General features: G+C 62.1%; 14 protein-coding genes and 1 pseudogene. 8 read left to right on the top strand and 7 right to left on the bottom strand.

The window, feature by feature from the left end:
* Positions 1-404: 404 nt before the first annotated feature.
* The 4 genes from ACOGJC_RS07010 (at position 405) to ppdK (ending at position 7,003) form a co-directional block, all read left to right on the top strand.
* Positions 405-2,222 carry a sugar ABC transporter substrate-binding protein gene (locus tag ACOGJC_RS07010; protein WP_419847769.1) on the top strand — a complete coding sequence of 606 codons (1,818 nt, stop codon included), beginning with the start codon at positions 405-407 and terminating at the stop codon, positions 2,220-2,222.
* A gap of 95 nt (positions 2,223-2,317) precedes the next feature.
* Positions 2,318-3,223: an ABC transporter permease gene (locus tag ACOGJC_RS07005; RefSeq protein ID WP_419847768.1), complete on the top strand. Its 906-nt coding sequence runs from the start codon at positions 2,318-2,320 to the stop codon at positions 3,221-3,223.
* Positions 3,220-3,960, top strand: coding sequence for an ATP-binding cassette domain-containing protein (locus ACOGJC_RS07000; RefSeq protein ID WP_419847767.1), 741 nt, complete (start codon positions 3,220-3,222; stop codon positions 3,958-3,960). Before ACOGJC_RS07005 ends, ACOGJC_RS07000 begins: the two co-directional genes overlap by 4 nt.
* 298 nt (positions 3,961-4,258) lie before the next feature.
* A complete protein-coding gene (gene ppdK / locus ACOGJC_RS06995; RefSeq protein ID WP_419847789.1) occupies positions 4,259-7,003 on the top strand; it encodes a pyruvate, phosphate dikinase in 2,745 nt (914 codons plus the stop codon).
* Between the two features lie 626 nt (positions 7,004-7,629).
* On the opposite strand, the gene ACOGJC_RS06990 is transcribed toward ppdK, so the two are convergent.
* Both ACOGJC_RS06990 and ACOGJC_RS06985 read right to left on the bottom strand, forming a co-directional pair.
* Positions 7,630-11,616 (bottom strand): discoidin domain-containing protein, encoded by a 3,987-nt coding sequence (locus tag ACOGJC_RS06990; RefSeq protein WP_419847788.1) that lies wholly within the window; start codon positions 11,614-11,616, stop codon positions 7,630-7,632.
* A 53-nt stretch (positions 11,617-11,669) separates the two neighbouring features.
* Positions 11,670-12,435: pseudogene (locus ACOGJC_RS06985) on the bottom strand (SDR family NAD(P)-dependent oxidoreductase).
* 422 nt (positions 12,436-12,857) lie between these two features.
* Here ACOGJC_RS06985 and ACOGJC_RS06980 point away from each other — a divergent pair.
* Complete coding sequence (locus tag ACOGJC_RS06980) at positions 12,858-13,145, top strand: helix-turn-helix domain-containing protein (RefSeq protein ID WP_419847787.1); 288 nt, start codon at positions 12,858-12,860, stop codon at positions 13,143-13,145.
* 76 nt (positions 13,146-13,221) lie between these two features.
* Here the strand turns inward: ACOGJC_RS06980 and ACOGJC_RS06975 are convergent, their stop codons facing one another.
* Together ACOGJC_RS06975 and ACOGJC_RS06970 are read right to left on the bottom strand one after the other, a co-directional pair.
* Positions 13,222-14,157: an SDR family NAD(P)-dependent oxidoreductase gene (locus ACOGJC_RS06975; RefSeq protein WP_419847786.1), complete on the bottom strand. Its 936-nt coding sequence runs from the start codon at positions 14,155-14,157 to the stop codon at positions 13,222-13,224.
* Between the two features lie 97 nt (positions 14,158-14,254).
* Positions 14,255-15,412: a D-alanine--D-alanine ligase family protein gene (locus tag ACOGJC_RS06970; RefSeq protein WP_419847785.1), complete on the bottom strand. Its 1,158-nt coding sequence runs from the start codon at positions 15,410-15,412 to the stop codon at positions 14,255-14,257.
* Between the two features lie 85 nt (positions 15,413-15,497).
* On the opposite strand from ACOGJC_RS06970, the gene ACOGJC_RS06965 reads away from it, so the two are divergent.
* Genes ACOGJC_RS06965 through ACOGJC_RS06955 form a run of 3 tightly spaced genes read left to right on the top strand, consistent with a single transcriptional unit; the run spans position 15,498 to position 16,504 of the window.
* Positions 15,498-15,914: a LacI family DNA-binding transcriptional regulator gene (locus tag ACOGJC_RS06965; RefSeq protein ID WP_419847784.1), complete on the top strand. Its 417-nt coding sequence runs from the start codon at positions 15,498-15,500 to the stop codon at positions 15,912-15,914.
* A 59-nt stretch (positions 15,915-15,973) separates the two neighbouring features.
* Positions 15,974-16,270 carry a hypothetical protein gene (locus tag ACOGJC_RS06960; protein WP_419847783.1) on the top strand — a complete coding sequence of 99 codons (297 nt, stop codon included), beginning with the start codon at positions 15,974-15,976 and terminating at the stop codon, positions 16,268-16,270.
* Between the two features lie 9 nt (positions 16,271-16,279).
* Entirely contained in the window at positions 16,280-16,504 is a 225-nt protein-coding gene (locus tag ACOGJC_RS06955; protein WP_419847782.1) for a substrate-binding domain-containing protein, read from the top strand.
* A 48-nt stretch (positions 16,505-16,552) separates the two neighbouring features.
* On the opposite strand, the gene ACOGJC_RS06950 is transcribed toward ACOGJC_RS06955, so the two are convergent.
* Genes ACOGJC_RS06950 through ACOGJC_RS06940 form a run of 3 tightly spaced genes read right to left on the bottom strand, consistent with a single transcriptional unit; the run spans position 16,553 to position 19,582 of the window.
* Complete coding sequence (locus tag ACOGJC_RS06950) at positions 16,553-17,815, bottom strand: alpha-hydroxy acid oxidase (protein ID WP_419847781.1); 1,263 nt, start codon at positions 17,813-17,815, stop codon at positions 16,553-16,555.
* Positions 17,809-18,693, bottom strand: a complete 885-nt coding sequence (locus ACOGJC_RS06945) for an amidohydrolase family protein (RefSeq protein ID WP_419847780.1) — start codon at positions 18,691-18,693, stop codon at positions 17,809-17,811. Before ACOGJC_RS06945 ends, ACOGJC_RS06950 begins: the two co-directional genes overlap by 7 nt.
* Positions 18,653-19,582 carry an aldo/keto reductase gene (locus ACOGJC_RS06940; RefSeq protein WP_419847779.1) on the bottom strand — a complete coding sequence of 310 codons (930 nt, stop codon included), beginning with the start codon at positions 19,580-19,582 and terminating at the stop codon, positions 18,653-18,655. The genes ACOGJC_RS06945 and ACOGJC_RS06940 overlap by 41 nt, the downstream gene beginning before the upstream one ends.
* Positions 19,583-19,643 lie beyond the last annotated feature (61 nt).

The following is a 19,643-nucleotide window of genomic DNA, read 5'->3' as shown; positions in this document are numbered from 1 at the left end:
ATGTATGGCGGTCTATTGGTCCGCCAAGGGCGATATTTTCCGCTTCTAGGGCCTAAACATCTAATGAATTGGTTGACAAGCTCTTATCTCATGGTTAATAATCCTGGATGTGTGTTCAAGGTCTCGTGTCTTGACGCTGCCCAGCGTCCTGGCCCGCGGGACGCTCAAGAGGGAGGATCTTGACAATGAGAACGGAACAGAGATGGCGGAGGTCGGCACGTCCGACTGGCTCAGTCAGAAGTGCTGCGCCAGTGGGCTGGCTACGAATGGTCGCTCTGCTCCTCGCAACGTTCGCGCTTGTTGCGTCGGCCTGTGGTGACGACACCACCGATTCGGAGGCCTCTGGCTCCGAAGGTTCAGAGGCTTCTGGCTCCGAAGGTGTTGCTGTGCCGTCGGCTGAGTGTGTGACTGAGGATTTGACGATTGGGTATGCGACGAAGTCGGCGACGAATCAGGCGTGGGTGATCATCAACGCCGGTGTGAATGCTGGTGCTGAGGGTGCTGGGGTCGAGCTGATTGAGGTTGGGCCTGCGAACGAGAACGACATCACCACGCAGATCCCGGTCATCGAGGATCTCATTAACCGTGGTGTTGATGCTTTGGCGATCGCGCCGACGGACTCTGCTGGTGTTGTTCCGTCTGTTGAGCGCGCCAATGATGCTGGGATCCCGGTGGTTGCTATTGACACCGCTATCGAGGGTGGGGACGTGGCGTCGCTTGTGGCGACGGACAACCTTGCGGCCGCAACTCAGCAGGCCGAGCTTGTCGGTGAGGCGATCGGCGGGTCGGGGGATGTCGTCTATGTGGCCGGCTCTCAGGCTCAGCAGACTGGTCGCGACCGCCAGATCGGCTTCGTTGACGGAATGGCTGCCGCCTATCCGAATGTGAACGTGTTGGTGGTCAGCACTGAATGGGATGCGACGGCGGCACAAAATGGCGTCCAGGATTTGCTCAACGCGAACCCCGACATCGCGGCGATTGCGCATGCGTGGGACGGCGCGACCATGGCGACTTTGCCTGTGGTTGAGTCGTTGGGCGTCGATCCGTTTATCGCCGGGTTCGACGGCGCACCGAACTCGATTGCAGCGCTGCTGCGAGGAGAGGTCGACCTGATCGTGGCTCAGAGCCTGTTCCAGATCGGCTTCGATGGGATCACCGCGGCGATTCGTGTGGCCTGCGGCGAGGACGTGGACGCCAACGTGAACACCGGCGCCGCGATTCTGACCGCTGACACCGTCGATGCCTTCATCGCTGAGAACCCGCCGGAGTTCGCCGAGTTCATCGCAGCCGAAGGTGTCGAAGGTGTTGCTGTGCCGTCGGCTGAGTGTGTGACTGAGGATTTGACGATTGGGTATGCGACGAAGTCGGCGACGAATCAGGCGTGGGTGATCATCAACGCCGGTGTGAATGCTGGTGCTGAGGGTGCTGGGGTCGAGCTGATTGAGGTTGGGCCTGCGAACGAGAACGACATCACCACGCAGATCCCGGTCATCGAGGATCTCATTAACCGTGGTGTTGATGCTTTGGCGATCGCGCCGACGGACTCTGCTGGTGTTGTTCCGTCTGTTGAGCGCGCCAATGATGCTGGGATCCCGGTGGTTGCTATTGACACCGCTATCGAGGGTGGGGACGTGGCGTCGCTTGTGGCGACGGACAACCTTGCGGCCGCAACTCAGCAGGCCGAGCTTGTCGGTGAGGCGATCGGCGGGTCGGGGGATGTCGTCTATGTGGCCGGCTCTCAGGCTCAGCAGACTGGTCGCGACCGCCAGATCGGCTTCGTTGACGGAATGGCTGCCGCCTATCCGAATGTGAACGTGTTGGTGGTCAGCACTGAATGGGATGCGACGGCGGCACAAAATGGCGTCCAGGATTTGCTCAACGCGAACCCCGACATCGCGGCGATTGCGCATGCGTGGGACGGCGCGACCATGGCGACTTTGCCTGTGGTTGAGTCGTTGGGCGTCGATCCGTTTATCGCCGGGTTCGACGGCGCACCGAACTCGATTGCAGCGCTGCTGCGAGGAGAGGTCGACCTGATCGTGGCTCAGAGCCTGTTCCAGATCGGCTTCGATGGGATCACCGCGGCGATTCGTGTGGCCTGCGGCGAGGACGTGGACGCCAACGTGAACACCGGCGCCGCGATTCTGACCGCTGACACCGTCGATGCCTTCATCGCTGAGAACCCGCCGGAGTTCGCCGAGTTCATCGCAGCCGAAGGCTAGGTAGAATGCCGCTCATTCCCCTCGGAGCGGAATCGGCGCTCCGTGGCGGGGGCAGGCTGCACCTAGGCGGCCTGCCCCCGTACACGGGGGCGGTGATGGGGACGTTGTTGCTTGGTGCCTACGCGTCGATCACGAACGAGTTTTTTCTGACTTCTCGCAACCTTCTGACGGTGCTAGCGCAGGTTTCGATTGTGGCCATCATGGCCGCGGGCGCTGCGCTCGTGATCATCACGAAGGGCATCGATCTCGCGGTCGCTGCAATCGGTGCACTAGCTGGCACCTTGGCTGGTATCGCCACAGTGGAGTGGGGCTGGAATGGTTGGTTCGCCATAGCGTTCGCGCTCGCGGTTGGCTCGCTCGCCGGCTGGTCGCAAGGCATGCTGATCGCATACGGCGGCCTGCCGGCATTCATTGTCACCCTAGGTGGACTGTCGGCTTGGCGCGGGCTCGCCAACCATTTGACGGGCGGCATCGCCAACACCGGCATGGCCAGTGAGATCGAGTTCATTGGCCGCGGGAAGCTGGTCGGCGATCTCGAGTTCCCGATCGTGTTGACCGCAGCGGTCTATGCGGGGCTGTGGGTGCTGTTGAATCGGCGGGTCTTCGGCTCGCATCTCTATGCGCTGGGGGGAAACGAGTCCGCTGCCGAGAACGTAGGTGTGCCGGTTCAACGGCTGAAGACAACGGCCTATGTTTTGGCTGGTGCATTGGCCGGTCTAGGTGCTCTGATACAGATCGGTCGGCTTGATTCGGCGAACGGCAGCATCATGGTCGGCCTCGAACTCGAGGTGATTGCCGCCGTGGTTATCGGGGGAATCTCGCTGTTCGGCGGGGAGGGCAGCATTCTCGGCGCCTTTTACGGTGCCCTGTTCATCCGCGTCATCCGGAACTGGATGAACCTGGAGGGTTACTCCTCATTCATCCAGTCGATCGTTGTCGGGGTTGTGATCGTGTCCGCGGTGCTGATCGATCAGTTGCGGAAGCGAGCAACCCAGCAATGAGCGAACTCCTTCGCCTCGACGCGATTAGCAAGTCCTTTGGCGGGTTGCACGCTCTCAGCGACGTGACGTTCAACCTGCGCGAGGGCGAAGTGCTAGCCCTTGTCGGAGATAACGGGGCCGGCAAATCCACCCTCATGAAGATTGTGGCCGGAGTGCATGCGCCTACGAGTGGGCGCCTCTACTTTGAAGGAGACCAGGTGGTGCTCAACCGGCCGGCCGAGGCACGTGTCCTTGGCATCGAAACGGTCTTCCAGGACCTTGCGCTCGTAGAGACGCAGGACACGACGACCAACATGTTCCTGGGGCGGGAGGAGACAACCAGGTTCGGATTTCTTGACAAGAAGACGATGCGAGAACAAGCGGGGGAGATCCTGGCTCAAGTCTCCATCAACGTCCCGTCGCCACGAGCACTTGTCCGACGTCTTTCGGGAGGCCAGCGCCAGGCCGTTGCCATTGGTCGAGCTACCGCGTTCGGCGCTCGTGTCCTTCTCATGGACGAACCCACTGCGGCGTTAGGCGTCCAGGAGACCGACAAGGTCTTGGAGATGGTCCGTGACTTGCGTCGTGCAGGGATCACCGTTGTCATCGTGAGCCACAGCCTCGACCAGGTTCTCGACATCTCGGATCGGGTGGCCGTGCTTCGCCGCGGACGCTTGGTTGACATCGTGGCCACGGAGAAGTCATCTGGCTCGGAACTCGTTGGGCTGATCACTGGTGCCACCGACGGCAAACGATGATCTGTCGATACCGGCGCCAACCCAGGACGTGGCTCCCGCTCGGGTGGCAGCTGTGAAGCTGGCTCCAATAGGCGAAGCCGGAAACGAGCAGCCAGTGGTCTTGACGGAGGACGGCGTTGCCTACTCGGTTGCTCCCTTGGCGCCAGACGTCGACGGCGCGTTCCTCGCAAACGACGGAATCGAGCGGTGCTGCTCTGCTGTGGGCACCCCCGCTCCTGTCCGACTTCTCGGCGGTGGCCGGCGATGCATTTAGGCGACGACACCGAAATAATCTGCGACGGCGGGACGGACGTGTTCGATGACTGAGCGCTGGGTGTACTCGTTCGATGAGATGCGCGACGCCAAGCGGGACGCCGGCAACGACTGGGAAGCGGTACGCGCTCTCCTCGGAGGGAAGGGCGCGAATTTGGCCGACATGTCGGCACTCGGGATCCCGGTCCCCCCGGGGTTCACCATCACCACGAAGGCATGCATCGAGTACCAAGCTCTCGGCGAGCACATACCAGAGGGATTGTGGGAACAAGTCGAAGACGCTCTTACGCGAGTCGCAGCCGTCACCGGCCGAACTTTTGCGGAACCGAGCAATCCGCTGTTGGTAGCGGTCAGATCCGGCGCCCAATTTTCGATGCCCGGGATGATGGACACCGTGCTCAATGTGGGCATGAACGATCACATCGTCGACGGGATGATCGAGAACACAGGCGACGCCAGGTTCGTGCTCGACTCATTTCGTCGCCTACTGCAAATGTTCGGCACGGTCGTTCTGGGTGTCCCGAGCGAGGAGTTCGAAAAGGTGCTGTCATCTGCCCGTAATGAGGCGGGCACCGACAACGAACTCGACGAAGCCGTACTCCGGTCCCTCACGACCTCCTTCAAGTCGCTCATCGACGCATCCGCGAGCCAGCCCTTCCCAACCGATCCAACAAGCCAACTACATGACGCAGTGGAAGCGGTCTTTCGCAGCTGGCACAGCCGACGAGCATACGACTACCGCCAAGCATCCGGAATCGATCACAACCTAGGTACGGCCGTCAACATCGTTGCGATGGTATTCGGCAATGCGGGACCGGCGTCAGGAACAGGCGTCGTGATGTCGCGAGACGGAACCACCGGAGAGTCGGCCATCGAGGGCGACTACCTGATGAACGCCCAGGGCGAAGACGTCGTCGCGGGCAGCCGACCGACCAAGCCAATCGCAGACCTCGTCTCGGAAGTTCCCGAGTGCGCACTCGAGCTCTTCGCCACGGCGAGGCTCCTTGAGAACCACTACCGCGACATGCAAGACATCGAGTTCACCATTGAGAACGGCCGCCTATGGATCTTGCAAACAAGGAGTGGCAAGCGAACAGCGCAGGCCGCGGTCAAGATCGCAGTCGACCTCGCCAACGAAGGTCTCATCACGCGAGACGAAGCACTCCTGAGAGTCTCACCAGACCAAATCGACACACTTATGCATCCACAATTCACTGCCCAGGATCTCGCGTCGAAGCCCGTCTTCGCACGTGGTCTGAACGTCTCGCCAGGCGCGGCCGTCGGCATCGCCGTCTTCAACCCCGACCTGACACAGCAATGGAGCAGCCAAGGTCATCACACGATTCTCGTCCGCCCGGAGACAAGGCCCGAGGACGTTCATGGCATGCTGAGCGCTGATGGGATCCTCACCGCCACCGGCGGCCGCACGAGCCACGCCGCTCTCGTCGCCCGTCAATTCGGAAAGCCCGCGATCACCGGCGCCGACATAGAAATCGACCTTCTGGCGCGCACGGTCACATCAGAAGGCACCACGATCCACGAGGGTGAGTGGCTCTCTCTCGACGGGGCCACGGGCACGGTGTACCAAGGAAAGCTCGCGACCACGGCCGCAGAGGTCGGCAACGACGCTCTCTCCACACTGCTTGCCTGGGCCGATCAGAGACGAGTCCTGAAGGTCCGCGCAAACGCCGACGACTCCCTCGAAGCGGATCGCGCCCGCAAGTTCGGCGCAGAGGGCGTAGGTCTCTGCCGAACCGAGCACATGTTCTTCGACTCCGACCGGCTGCCCATCGTGCAAAGAATGATCCTGGCCACAAGCGAAGCGGAGCAGCGAGCGGCCATCGAAGAACTGCTCCCGATCCAACGTCAGGACTTCATAGGCCTGCTGCAGGCTATGGACGGACTCCCGGTCGTCATCCGGCTTCTCGATCCCCCACTGCACGAATTCCTCCCGAGCCGCAGCGAGCTCAACCGACAGATCAGCGAACTGGAGAGACAACTCCCAGAAGCCGATCTCAACCAGAAAACGACTGACCTCACCGATCTGACCAATACGAGGACTTTGCTTGCCCGCGTGGAGACACTAAGTGAATCGAACCCGATGCTCGGGCTTCGTGGCGTGCGACTCGGCCTGAAACTGCCCCACCTCACCCACATGCAAGTACAGGCAGTTGTTGAGGCCGCGGCCGAAGTCGCCCGCGACGGTGGTAATCCTAGACCCGAGATCATGGTCCCCCTCGTCGGGCATCACAACGAACTAGCGCAACAGCGAGCCATGATCCATGCGACCATCACGGAAACAGAAACTCGCCTCGGCACCAACGTCCCAGTCAGGATTGGCACAATGATCGAAGTCCCGAGAGCAGCTCTTACTTGTGAACAGATCGTCGAGCACGCCGACTTCTTGTCGTTCGGAACGAACGATTTAACCCAAACCACCTTCGCTATCAGCCGAGACGACGCCGAGTCAGCGTTCCTGGCTGACTACCTCGACACAGGCATCCTCGACAAGAACCCGTTCAGCACCATAGACGCCAGCGGCGTGGGCCGATTGATGCGCATCGCCATGCGCGATGCCCAGAAGACAGCACCAAACATTGAAGTCGGCATATGTGGAGAACACGGTGGTGACCCCGAGTCGATCAAGTTCTGCCACCAAACGGGTTTCAGCTACGTCAGCTGCTCCTCTTACCGGGTGCCCACCGCACGCCTCGCAGCCGCACACGCCGCCCTGGAAGGAAATCCAACGCCGCGCAATACAACAAGCCTCTCTGCCATCGGCACTTCTTGAAGGTGGGCAAGCTCTAGTGGTGGGTGCGACTGCAGTGCCCACACGGGGTTCGGCCGCTGGGCGCGTAGCCTCGACGCGGCGCCGTCGCCGAGGCGCTGCCGTTTGCGGCGCCGCTGCGCAGGCCGCTGGAGGTTGTGGGTGCGCCACAGCCTCAGCGTCCGCTTGGGGTTCGCCGCGCGCTCTTCGCGCACGGCGACGTCATGGGCTTTGCGCCATCTTCAGCGGGGATGATCCTGGGCGAAGCGGCACAGCCACGCCCCATAGCCGGCGTCGGTGTCCGCCGCCACCACCACGGTGTCCACCCCGCTGTTGCGGTCGGAGGCCTTCACGTTCACCGAGTAGCTGCTCTTCGTCTCGAAGTCCAGCGCCGCCTTGGTCTTGAGCTGGCCGGTGCCGGCGCCCGAGGCGGTGATCGCGAACGAGGCCCTGTCGGGTGCTGGCGAGGCTGTAGGTGACCGTGTCTCCGGAGTCGGGGTCGTTGGCCGCGTAGGCGGTGCCGATGTTGGTGTTGGCCGCGGTGTTCTCAGGCACCGACAGCGCCGTGCGGGCTGCGTGCAGGCCGCCGAGGCCTGAGCACGGGCGAGAGGTTGTAGAGGTTGTGGTTCCTGCTCGTCGAGAAGACCGAGTCACCGGCCCACTGAGAACGTGTTGAACCCGACCGCTGCGACCACCGGCTTCCCGAAGTTGACCGTGTCTCGGGCGCGCACCTGGATGCGGTTAAACACCGGCGCCCACGCGATGCCGGGGATGTCGACGTTCTCGAGACCGGTCACGACGAAGTACAGCTTGTTGGCGTCGGTGTCGCGGTTGAGCGAGCTGCCGGGGATGTCGGTCCAGCTGCCGTAGGCGGCTGTGCCGACCTTCGTGCGGTACTGGTATCCGGTGATGGAGTAGTCGCAGGGCACCGTCCACAGCACCGTGACCTGGCCGACCTGGCTGGCGCTGTGCGATGTGGAGAACCCGGTGAGCTTGGCGGGCCGAATCGTGTCGACCAGGTGCCCGCTCTGTGCAGCCAGCCCAGCGGTGTGGGTGAGCACCGCGCTGTTGTTGGCGGCGTCTTTGATCGTGGACCCGATGGGCAGTGAGAGGACGGTGCCGCCGGTGATACTCACGCCGTCGAGGTCCTCCTCGCGGTCATACGAGGTGTAGGAGAAGATCAGCGTCTTGGAGCTGCTGCCGCTCTCGTAGGCCGCCTGGCGGGTTTTGGTGCCCATGGCGTTGCTGCCCAAGGTGATGGCCAGTTTGGGCTTGCCGGTCACCGTGACCGGCTCGGTGAAGGTGACGGCGAACTCGATCTTCTCGCCGCTCTTGTAGGTGCCGCCTGCGGCGGGGGTGGAGGTGACGGCGAGGCTGTCGATGGTGGGCGCTGTGGTGTCCGGCAGGGGGAGCCCGTAGACCTGCACCTCGGCCAGGGCCAAGGGTCTCACGGTCGAACCGCCGAGCTGCACTCGCACATACCGACCCGTCAAAGTAGCGGTCGGCGTGACCGTCTGGTTCGGATTAGGCGCAGAAGTGAATTCGAAGTGGGTGACCGAGTTATCAGCCAACAACTCAGTAAGCGTGCTACTACCGAACGGCGTCTCCGACACCAACACGTAATACGGGTTCAACCGGTTGCCGCAACAATCCGTCCGGTTCCAAACCACAATCCGGTCGAGCAAATGGGAGGAGCCCAGATCCACCTGCCACCATTCATTAGCAACAGACGAATCACTCGTATGAGAAACGTCGGGGTACCTTCCATCGGTATCCCCATCGATCGCCTTGCTCGCGCTCGCGCTCGCGGTGTGCATCTCTTGAGCGCTCGACTGGGTCGCCGTGCCACCCGTCGCAACATTCGTAACCAAAGACGGACCAATCGGTCCAGCGTAAAGCTCGATTTCGGCGACGTCTATCGTGCCGCTCGCGCTGTTGGTCATGCTGAAGCGATAGATGTTGAACGTCTGATCGGATTCTATCGAGTACGTCCTGCGCTGACCCCGGATGAACGTCTGATCGGTTTGGGTGTCCAAAGACGTCCACGTGGTTCCGCCGTCATTCGACCCCTCGAAGGTCCAACCGGTCGGTGGGTTCAATCCAGTTGTAGCCGCAGTGACGGTGTATCCGGTGACGTTGGGGCGCCCGGTGGACCCGAACGAGTAGGAAATCCATGCCGTACCGGACTCAACACGCCAGCTGGTCGTGTACGAACCGTCGAACGCTTTCACCGGCCCATGACCAACAACAGAACCACTAGCCGAACCTGTGCCGCTGCCGACCAGGTTTTTTGCCGACCCGATGACTTCCACCTCCGCCAAGTGCAGCGGTAGGCTCGCCGTCAACTGAATGCGCACGTAACGTCCGCTCACGTTCGGAACTGAGATAACGCCCGTCGTCCCCACAGTGCCGGTGTGCCGATGATGCCACACACCCGCTGTAGTACGAATGACTTCTGCATCGTTGGAAGTAAACGGTGAATCGGAGACGAAGACGTGAAAGTTGCTTAAGCGGCTGCCACAACAGTCGGTGCGATTCCAGAGCTTGATCTCGCTGATGTTGAAGCTGGCTCCAAGATCAGTTTGCCACCATGGGTTACTCTCATTATCAGCGGTGTGGGTCACGCTGCCTTCCGAGAATTGACCGTTGGTGTTGCCGTCAACAGCGCGTTCAGCCGCCGCAGACCCATTCTGGCTGCTCTGGGTTGCGTGGCTCTGGTAGGCCACGTTGTTTGCCCGAGTGTGATTCGGCGTTGGCACGACCGGCCGGGCGTACGCACCGAACGAATGAATCACCGGTATATCGCGGCTGGACGTGAAAGTCACACGAATCTTATCTGTCGTCACCGGCTCCGACAGTTCAAGAATACGCTTGTAGCCGATAGTGTTACCGGTCGCAACCTGGGTCCAAGACCCACTGACCATCGCCTCAACCTTGAAGGTCTGCACCCGCTGACCCAGTTGAATGTACTCTTGCAACTGGACCAGCCCAACACTCTTCACCGCATCGAACGTCACGGTAAAGGACGGGCTGGTGATCGAGTCGTCGGTAGTCCAGTAGGTGTCGTCGTCGTCGTCGATCAGGTTCGAGGCCGCGTACGTGGACACAACTCCAGCACCGCGCACATTACTGGCAGTGGCCGTAGCACCATCAGTGAAGTCTGTGGCGAACGTACGCTCGATCAGGTCGCCGAACTCCTTCAACCGCGCCACATCATTCTCATGCAGCAGGCCGCGTGTATCAGGTGGCACGTTCAGCAAGAACAGAGAATTACCGCCAACAGACCCGTAATACATCTGCTGCATCCGCTTCAGGGACTTCAACCTATTGTTCTCGTCAGCATGCCAGAACCAACCAGGACGAATCGAGACATCAACTTCTTGCGGCTTCCAAAAGATGTTCTTAGGGCCAGTGTTAGAGCCGCCTAGAAACGCTGAGTCCACCAACGCGCCACCCGTGTTGAATTTCCTGTAAATTGCTTCTTGGGCTGCTTTCGACCCATTGGGTGTCTTCTCCTGGGGACTCCACAAGGGATCCTTGCCATCGCCGTTTTCATTGCCAATCCAGTCCACATCTGGACCTTGGATGGCAATGACCGCATCCGGCTGAAGTGTACGAACCGTCGTGTAGTGCCGGTCCCAGTTTATCGTGTACTGACTCTGGGAAGCGCCATCGAACCACACCTCCTTGATTTCGCCGTAATTCGACAGCACCTCAGTGAGCTGAGCATTAAAGATGTCGTTGTACTCATCGCTCGTCTTTTGGAGGACGTCCTCCTGATAACGATCCCATGAAGAGATGTAGATCCCGAAATCCAAGCCATACTTACGAACAGAGGTCTCCAGATCCTTGACTACATCACCCTTCCCGCTCTTCCAAGGAGTAGCGGCGACCGAATAGTTCGGAGCCGTAGAAGAAGGCCACAGCGTAAACCCGTCGTGGTGTTTGGCAGTGAGTATCACCATGTTCATTCCCGCTGCCTTATAAGCCTGCACCCATTGATCAGTGTCAAGCTCGGTAGGATTAAAGCTAGAAGGCGACGCCGTACCATCACCCCATTCAACGTCGTTGAACGTATTGATACCGAAGTGAACGAACGCAGTAAACTCCTGCTCCTGCCAGTCTATCTGACGCTGATGAGGCACGGGCAGGACCGCCGCCGGCGCCGAGATGACCTTGTGGCTTGCCTGCGCGCTCACCGCGTCGTGGGTCAGCACGGCGTCGTTGGGCGTGACGGCCCTGTCCTTGACGGTGCCGCCGTTGAGCGCCAGCTGGTTGGCCCCGATGGAGATGCCGTCGGTGTCGGCGTCGCCGGCGGCCACCGTGTACGAGCACACCAGCTTGGTGGCGATGCTGGAGTGGGCCACGCACTCCGCTACCCTGTCCTCGGCGCCGACGGTGAGGGTGAGCTGCGGCGTGCCGGTCACCGCGACGTTCTCGTCGAAGGTCACCGTCACCTCGATGGCTTCGCCGCTGCCGTAGACGTCGCCGGTGCTCGGTGACGAACTCACGGCGAGGCTGTCGATGGTGGGTGCGGTGGTGTCGGAGACGTCGGCGGAAGAGGGGAAGACGAAAGTCGCAAGGAGCAGCGCCGCTGCACTAAGCACGATCATTGTCTTGCCTGCTGTTCGTTTCATTGTGGATGGTCCGTTTCTTGTCATTGTGGATGGTCCGTTTCTTGCTGTTCGTTTCATTGGGTGTTCGGTGGGACTCGGAGGCCGTGCATGCCGCCATCAACGGCGAGAATCGTTCCGGTAGTGGATCCTGCCGCTGGACTGGCCAGGTAGCAGATCGCCGACGCGACCTCCTCGGCGGTGGTGAGCCGGCCTAGTGGCTGCCTGCGCTTGAGCGCTTCGCGTTCGATGTCTGGATTCGGGTCCTGATCGAGGAGCCGCTGCACCCAGGGCGTGTCGGTTGTCCCGGGTGCGACTACGTTGACGCGAATCCCGTCACGGACGTGATCGGCGGCCATGGCCAGTGTGAGCGCGTGGACGGCACCCTTCGTGGCGCTGTAGAGAGCCCGCTGGGGAAGCCCCGCTGACGCGGCGATCGACCCGGTGTTGACGATGGCGGCGTGGTCAGAGTCGCAGAGATGAGGGGGGGGGGGCAGCGCGGCTGACGCGGGCGATGCCCAGCACGTTGACATCTAAGACCCTGGCCCACTCCTGATCGGAGTTGTCGTCGACACGACCGATTGCACCGATTCCCGCGTTGTTGATCACCACATCGAGGCGGCCCAGCAGATCCGCGAGCTCGCCGACAGCGCTCTCTACTGATTCGTCATCGGAGACATCACAGGCGATCCAGGAGACGGACTCGCCGATGGGGCACGCGAGATCGAGTGAGATCACCCCAGCACCCCGCGCTGTCAACGCCTGCACTGTTGCCAGCCCGATTCCAGAGGATCCACCGGTCACAATCGCAGCGGTGCCTGTGAAGTCGGTGGTCAGGCTCATGGGGAGGCCGAGCCGGGTCTTAACTGGAACGCTTCGATGGATGTCGGGCGCATCTCTGCGCTGAATCCCGGTTGCGATGGGGCTAGGTAACCCACATCCAGCATTGTTGACCATGAGATAGGACCTTGTCAAGAAAAGATCGGATCTTATGTTTAGTTATGGGTCAAAAATGACCTTTTGTATCGATTTTCGCTCTTAGGGATTAGATGATTGGTGACGTTTCGGAAATCAGGGGGAGTGAGTGCCGCTCTCTGCGGCGCTGCCCCCGTCGAAGCGTCATCGGGGCGGATCGTGCGCCAGATCGCTCACGCACGCAAGATGCTTGCGCCGTTCAAGGAGCGTCATCGTCGTCAATAGTTGCAGGGCGGCAGAGTTGACATCGTATGGTAAATAACCCATACTGAGGGGAGGAGGTGTCAGCGATGAAGCGCACATATGAGCAGGCCACGAAGAAGCGTCGGGCGCGGCTTGGTGCTGACGCTGAGGCGCAGGCTGCGGTGTTGGCTCAGGCGTACGACATTGCAATACAGATAGTCGAGTTGCGTGAACGAAATGGTTTGACCCAGGTTGAACTGGCCGCGCGCTGCGGGATCGATCAAGGTGACGTCAGCCGTATCGAGCGGGGCGTCACTAGTCCGACGGCCAGGACGTTGCAGCGAATCGCCGAAGTCTTGTCTGCCGATGTCCGACTGGTCGCGCGGGCCTCCTGAGGCAAGCCGCGATTCCGACGGAAATAAGAACTACGGCTGGCGTGAACGGCGAGGAGCGCAACGAATTGGCAGATCGTCACACAGGAAAATGCACGGTGGTGAGGGTTTCTGAGGCGGTCCAGAGGCGTTGTTGCGTCGGCGCGTCGTGGGAACGGTCGCTGGAGGACACCAACACCGGGTGACCACGGGTCTCCTGGAAACCGTCGGGGCCGTAGTACTGCCCGCCATGCGCATCAGGGTCGACAGCGGCCCGCAACGTCGGAAGGACGCCCATAGCCGCGCTCTGCGCCATCACCCTCAACATCGGCTCGAACAACCGGCCCCCGGGAATATGGCGTCCAAGCTCAGTATCCGACCCGCCGGGATGAGCAGCCAAGGCCATCGTCTCAGCACCCGCCGAGCGCAGACGACGCTCCAACTCGTAGGTGAACAGCAGATTCGCCAGCTTCGAACGACCGTATGCGGCCACCCGGTTGTAGCGCCGCTCGGCTCCGAGATCGTCGAAGTCGATCTTCGAGAGAATGCGGTGACCGACGCTGCTCACGGTGACCACCCGCGAACCGGCCACGCCCAGCAAACGGTCCAGAACCAGACCAGTGAACGCGAAGTGGCCCAGATGATTCGTGCCTAACTGCATTTCGAATCCGTCGGCAGTCTTTGACCGCGGCGTGTACATGACCCCGGCGTTGTTGATGAGCAGGTCGATTCGCTCGAATCGCTCGCCCAACTCCGCTGCGGCACTGCGGATCGAGTCTAGGGACGCCAGATCGAGCGTCAGCAACTCCAGGCTCGCCCCTCCATGGTGGGAGCGGATCGCTTCGATGGCCTCCTGCCCCTTGTCGAGACTGCGCACGGCGAGTACAACCAAAGCGCCGCTGCCCGCCAAGGCTCGCGCCGTTTCAAGGCCGAGACCGGTGTTGGCACCAGTCACGATCGCCACCCGGCCGGTCTGGTCGGCGATGTCGTCAACGGTCCATTTCTTGTCACTCTTCTTCTCGTCTCTTCTGGTCACTCATCGGGGTCACCTCGTCGTGGGTCGAGCCGCAAGCCGATAAATGTAGGGCCTTGGTGCCCAGAACGTGCCCTAGCGGTGGCTGACCTCGGGTCGACTAGGCGAGTTTGGTAGCTATATCGCGGGCAGACCGCAGCGCCGCGCCGTCGCTCGCAGGGTTCCACGATCCGGGGTGAACGGGCTGATTCTCGGCCTCGGTGAGCAGATCAGTGAGCAACGTCACCCGGTCAACTCCGACGCCGGACCACAGGTACAACCCGAAGACGCCGGGGATCGGATTGATCTCGTTCAACAGGACCGTGCCGTCGCCGTCCCACAGAAAGTCCACCCGCGGTGCTCCGCTGATCTGCAGTGCCCCCGCGAGAGTCCCAGCGGCGTCCTCGATCGTCGCCCTGATCCCCGAAGGCAGATCGGCGGGCAGTTCACGAGGCGCGGACTCCATCCCCTCCGCACCTGAGAGATACTTGGTGGCGTAGTCGTAGACACCGTCTGACAAAGGTCGCTCGATGGCCGACACCTGCAGTCGGGGGTAGGTGCGCACAGCGATATTCAGATCGACCCATCCTTCAAGGTACGGCTGCACCACAAGACCTGAACGCGCCGAGGCGCCCTGCGAAAGCGCCCTGATCGTCGCAACATCGTCGACCCCGACCTCCACGCCGATCGACGAACCGCCGAAGCGCGGCTTGACCGCCCACGGTGGACCGAACGGGGCAGCAAATTCGGCCCCCGGTTCGAACGGAGTACTCGGGATCGTCTCGATACCGATCGCATCGGCGACCGCTGTGGTTGCCAGCTTGTCCATTGACACGGCACAGGACCTGGCGTTGGGTCCCGTGACACGCATTCCGGCTAGACGGAGCAGCGAGTCCAAACCGCCGTCCTCGCCCGGACCACCGTGGCAGCAGTTCAACACGACATCGATGTCGAGGGGCCGACTCCGTCGGCGGCCCGGTTCAACGAAGCCGCCCGGAATCGTGAACTCGACCGCAGAGAAACCCGCCCGCTCCGGCCCCGCGAAGTCCTCGGCCTCTGCATCAGAGGGCACGCTCTCGAATCTCGCCTGCTTCGTCCAGTAGATGAGGCTCACGTCGGTGCCGGCATCGCGCAGCAGGTGCGCCGCCTGCAGGCCGGTCAGAATGCTGATGTCGTGCTCTGGTGACAGCCCCCCGAATACACACTCGATTTCCAGTTCGCGTCTCCTGGGCTGGGAGTCCGTGGCGCTTGGACGATCGGCCGCCCCGATGACGACCACTCGGAGTGGGTCATTGATCACCTTGGCGTGGCGGCTGACTACGATTCGCCTGGACCCTCGTGATTGACCACTAGCTTGGTATTCCATGGCACGGCAGCGGCGAGTCTCGATCATCGACGTCGCGACGGCGGCTGGCACCTCGAAGTCAACCGATAGCCCTGCCCTGCTGGACCAGCCAGGCGTCTCCGCTGAGGTCCGACGTCGTGTGCGGGAGGCTGCGACCGAGCTTGGCTATGTGAAGGACTTTGGCGCGACCGCCCTCCGGACGGATGGCTTCCGAACCATTGGTCTGTACGTCCGCGCGATTGGTACCGAGTTTTACGGACTGCTCGCCGCGGCGATTTCCGAGGAGGCCGACGCGGCGGGGTACAGCGTCGCGTCGGCAACAAGCACCGGCGCCACGAACAGGTCGGCCGGGCCGATCGACTACCTCAGGAGTCTTCGTAGCGAAGCAATCATCGTGGCGAGCGGTCGCATCGACAATGAGCGCCTCGACAGGTAGCTCGACATGTGCCGCTGGTTGTCGCGGGGTCGGTGAGCGCGCCGGCGGGACTCACAACCGTGTCCGATGATTGCACAGGGATCGAATCTCTGATCGCGGAGGTGCAGGCCGCCGGCCACAAGCGAATCGATGTCGTTCAGGTTTCTGACGCAGAGTCGATGACACAGGGTTACAGGTCCGAGCGACTGTTGCGCGGGTTGCATGAGGCAGGTTGCGATGCGGTCGCTGTACCGATTGCCGCAGGCCGTGACGCCCCGAACGAAGCGGCACTGCGGAAGGTCGTCGGTGACATCACCGTGCTGATGTGCGCCAATGACCCAGTCATGATTGGTGCGTGGGAGACGCTGGCCGCCTGAGGACTGAGCGTGCCGGAGGACATATCCCTAACGGGCTACGACGGGATCGGCGCGCTCTCAAGTCCTGCGCTCGGCTTGACGACCTGGAGTCAGCCCGTGGAGGAGATCGGTCGAACTGCGGCGCGCAGGGCGATCGCAATGGTCGAAACCTCACTCGAACCGACACATGTTCGTCTGGCGGGGCGGCTAGTCCGGGGCCGAACACTCGGGGTCCCCAGGGAGCACGCTCTGTAACCCTCGCCGAAGGCCGGTCTCAGCGCGCTGAGGTCGACGGCGGGCCTCCTAGCGTTGTCGTTGGTTGTCGACGGCGCCGAATGCGATCAGCTCTGATGTGGCTTGATCGGGTGCGACGATGCCCGACAGCGCCATTGACTGCAGGAGCCCGTCGCACAAGAAGTCGATGACCCATTCCACTCCCCGTTCGCCCGCAACCGCGAGGCCGTACAGATATGGGCGACCGACGAAGCAGGCAGTCGCTCCTAGGCTGAGCGCCTTGAGGATGTCGCTGCCGCGACGTACGCCGCCGTCGCAGAAGATCTCGATGCTGCCACCGAGTGCTTCCGCGACCGGACGGACGAGGTCGATCGGTGCGGGAGCGCCGTCAAGTTGGCGGCCACCGTGGTTCGAGAGCGCAATGGCGTCGACACCGTGGGTCGCGGCGACGCGGGCGTCGGCGACGGTTTGGATGCCCTTGAGCACGATGTGGCCAGACCATCGGTCTCGAAACCACGTTATGTCATCCCATGAGAGGCGTTGATCAAACTGGCTGTTCACGTGGTCGCTCAATGAGATGGCGTCGGTGCCGTCGGGCGCGGCGGAGCCGGTCACGTTCGCGAACCTGATAGGTTCGGACGTGACGAATCGTGTGGTCCAGCGAGGGTGGAGCGCGCCCTGGACGATGGTGTCGAGGCCGATCTTGGGTGGGAGGGTGAACCCGCGGCGAACGTCGCGTTCTCGTCGCCCGAGTACGGCGGTGTCGACAGTGATGACGATCGTGTCAACGCCGCTTCGTTCGGCGCGGTGGAGTAGCTCCTGGAGGAGGTCCCGGTCCTTCCACACGTAGACCTGAAACCAGCGCCGGGGGGCTGAGAAGCCGAGCGGGGGCGACACCGACTGCTGTGCGAGCTTGATCTCTTCGAGTGAGCGCGTTGCGAGAGTCGAGAGCGCGTACGGGATACCGGCGGCGGCCGCCGCCCGGCTAACCGCCAGTTCGCCGGCCGGATCGGCTATGCGGCAAAACCCTGTGGGCGCCAAGATCAGGGGCGCCGCGGCGGGCTTGCCCAGGATCGTCGTGGATGTCTCGCCCCCGGACACGTCTCGAAGTACTCGGGGTCGAAAGGTGATGTCGGAGAAGGCGGTTGTGTTGCGGCGCAGGGTGATCTCGTCGTCTGCGCCGCCGTCGATGTAGTCGAAGACTCCAGCCGGAAGGCGTTTCTTGGCGGCGAGTCGTAGGTCCGAGATGTTGGCGATTCGCTGGAGGCGCCGCGCCACTGGATCGGTCTCGAATCGACGGAACCGGAGTACGGAGCGGAGGATGTCTAGCATCGATCCTCTTCTCGGGAGGGGAGGCGGTACCACTTGCGAGCTGTCCCACTGAAGATGGCGGCGCGTTCGCTGCGGCTCAGGCGGGCAGTGAGGTCCTTGGCCGTGGTGACCACTTCGGCGTAGGAAGCGGCGAGGAGGCACACGGGCCAGTCCGACCCGAACATCAGCCGTTCGGGTCCGAATGCGTCGAGTGCAGCGTGGGCGACGGGCTCAAGGTCGGAATGGGTCCACCGGCTCCAGTTGGCCTCAGTGACGAGGCCGGATAGCTTGCACGCCACATGGTCGAAGCCGGCGAGTTCGTTGAAGCGGGAACGCCAAGTCGTCAGGTCGTCGCCGATCGGAGGCTTCCCGCAGTGGTTCAAGACGAGCCTCGTGGTTGTGGCGGTGGCCCGTGCCAAAGTGATGGCGGCCTGGAGTTGGTGAGGTCGGACGAGCAAGTCGAAGGCGAGGTCATAGCGGCCCAGCTGCCGGATAGCCGCGCCAACGTCGTCTCTGGCTAGCCATTGCTGGTCGTGTTCGTCTTCGGCTTGGTGACGAATCCCAACGAGGTGAGCGATGCCTTCTGACGTCGACAGTGCGTCGAGTTGCGGGCTGAGGGGGGTGAGGAGATCAAGCCATCCGACCACGCCAGTCACGCTGGGGTTCGCGTGAGCTAAGTCGAGAAGATCGATGGTCTCGTCGAGCCTCGGGGTCGTCTGGACGACGATCGATGAGCTGACGGGAGTCCCTCTAGCTGCCGCGGCGAGGTCGTCGGCGTCGAAGGGACGATTGATGGGCCATGTCGGGTCCATCCACGGTTGCGGTCGACGGGTCGGGTCCCACACGTGGTGATGTGCGTCAGTCCACACTGACGGTCTCCAATACTCCCCAGAGTCCATGCGGAACGGCAGCGGTGAAGTTCTGGAGATTCTCGGCAGCCTCGAGCGGGCTGCGGGCGCCGACGAGCACTGTGTCGACTGCGGGGTGCCGACTCGGAAACTGCACCGCGGCGGTTCGCAGCTTGGTTCCGAAGCGGTCGCAGACACAGGCGAGCACGTCGGTCCGCTCGACGAGCTTCTGTGGCGCGGGCGCGTAGTCGAAGTGTGGGGTCGCTTCGTCACCGGTCAGGATTCCCGAGTTGTACACACCGGCCGCGATGACGTGAACCCCGCGTCTGATGGCTTCGGGCAACAGCTCCTCCGCAGCGGAGCGGTCCAGCAGGGTGTAACGGCCGGCGATCAGCATGACGTCAATGTCCGTGTCGCGGACGAACCGCGTGGGTAGCTGAGGCTCGTTCATGCCAATGCCAATGAGACCAACGAGGCCTTCACTCCTGAGAGCTTCCATCTCGGGATAGGCCTCGGCGAGAGCTTGGTCGGCGAAGCGGTCAGGGTCGTGGATGAACGCGACGTCGACGCGGTCGAGGCCGAGCCTGTCGAGGCTTGATTCGAGGCTTCGGCGCACACCGCTGGCGGAGAAGTCCCATTGAAACGCACCGACGGCGCCGGCGAACATGTCGCCTGTGGGTCGGACAGTCGTGTGGTCAAGTAAACGACCTACCTTCGTCGACACCATCGGCATCGACTCAGCGTGACGCAACGCGTCACCGACGATGCTCTCCGCACGTCCGTATCCGTACAGTGGCGCTGTATCTAGGTACTCGTAGCCGGCGTCGAGGGCTGCGAGCACCGTTGCGACGCCCTCATCGTGGCTCACGTTTTCGTACAAGCCGCCGAGTGGGGCGGTGCCAAGGCCGAAAGGCGGAATGACCGTCGTCGCCAACTTCACTGCCATATGCTATAGGATGTATTTTAGCTCGCACGGTCTCGCCAGGAAGGCCAAGCGTTGG

Source organism: Candidatus Poriferisocius sp. (assembly GCF_965204015.1).
Classification (GTDB): Bacteria; Actinomycetota; Acidimicrobiia; order Acidimicrobiales; family Bin134; genus Poriferisocius.
The sequence above is the reverse complement of the archived record's forward strand: the minus strand, read 5'-3'. Positions and strand labels throughout refer to the sequence as shown.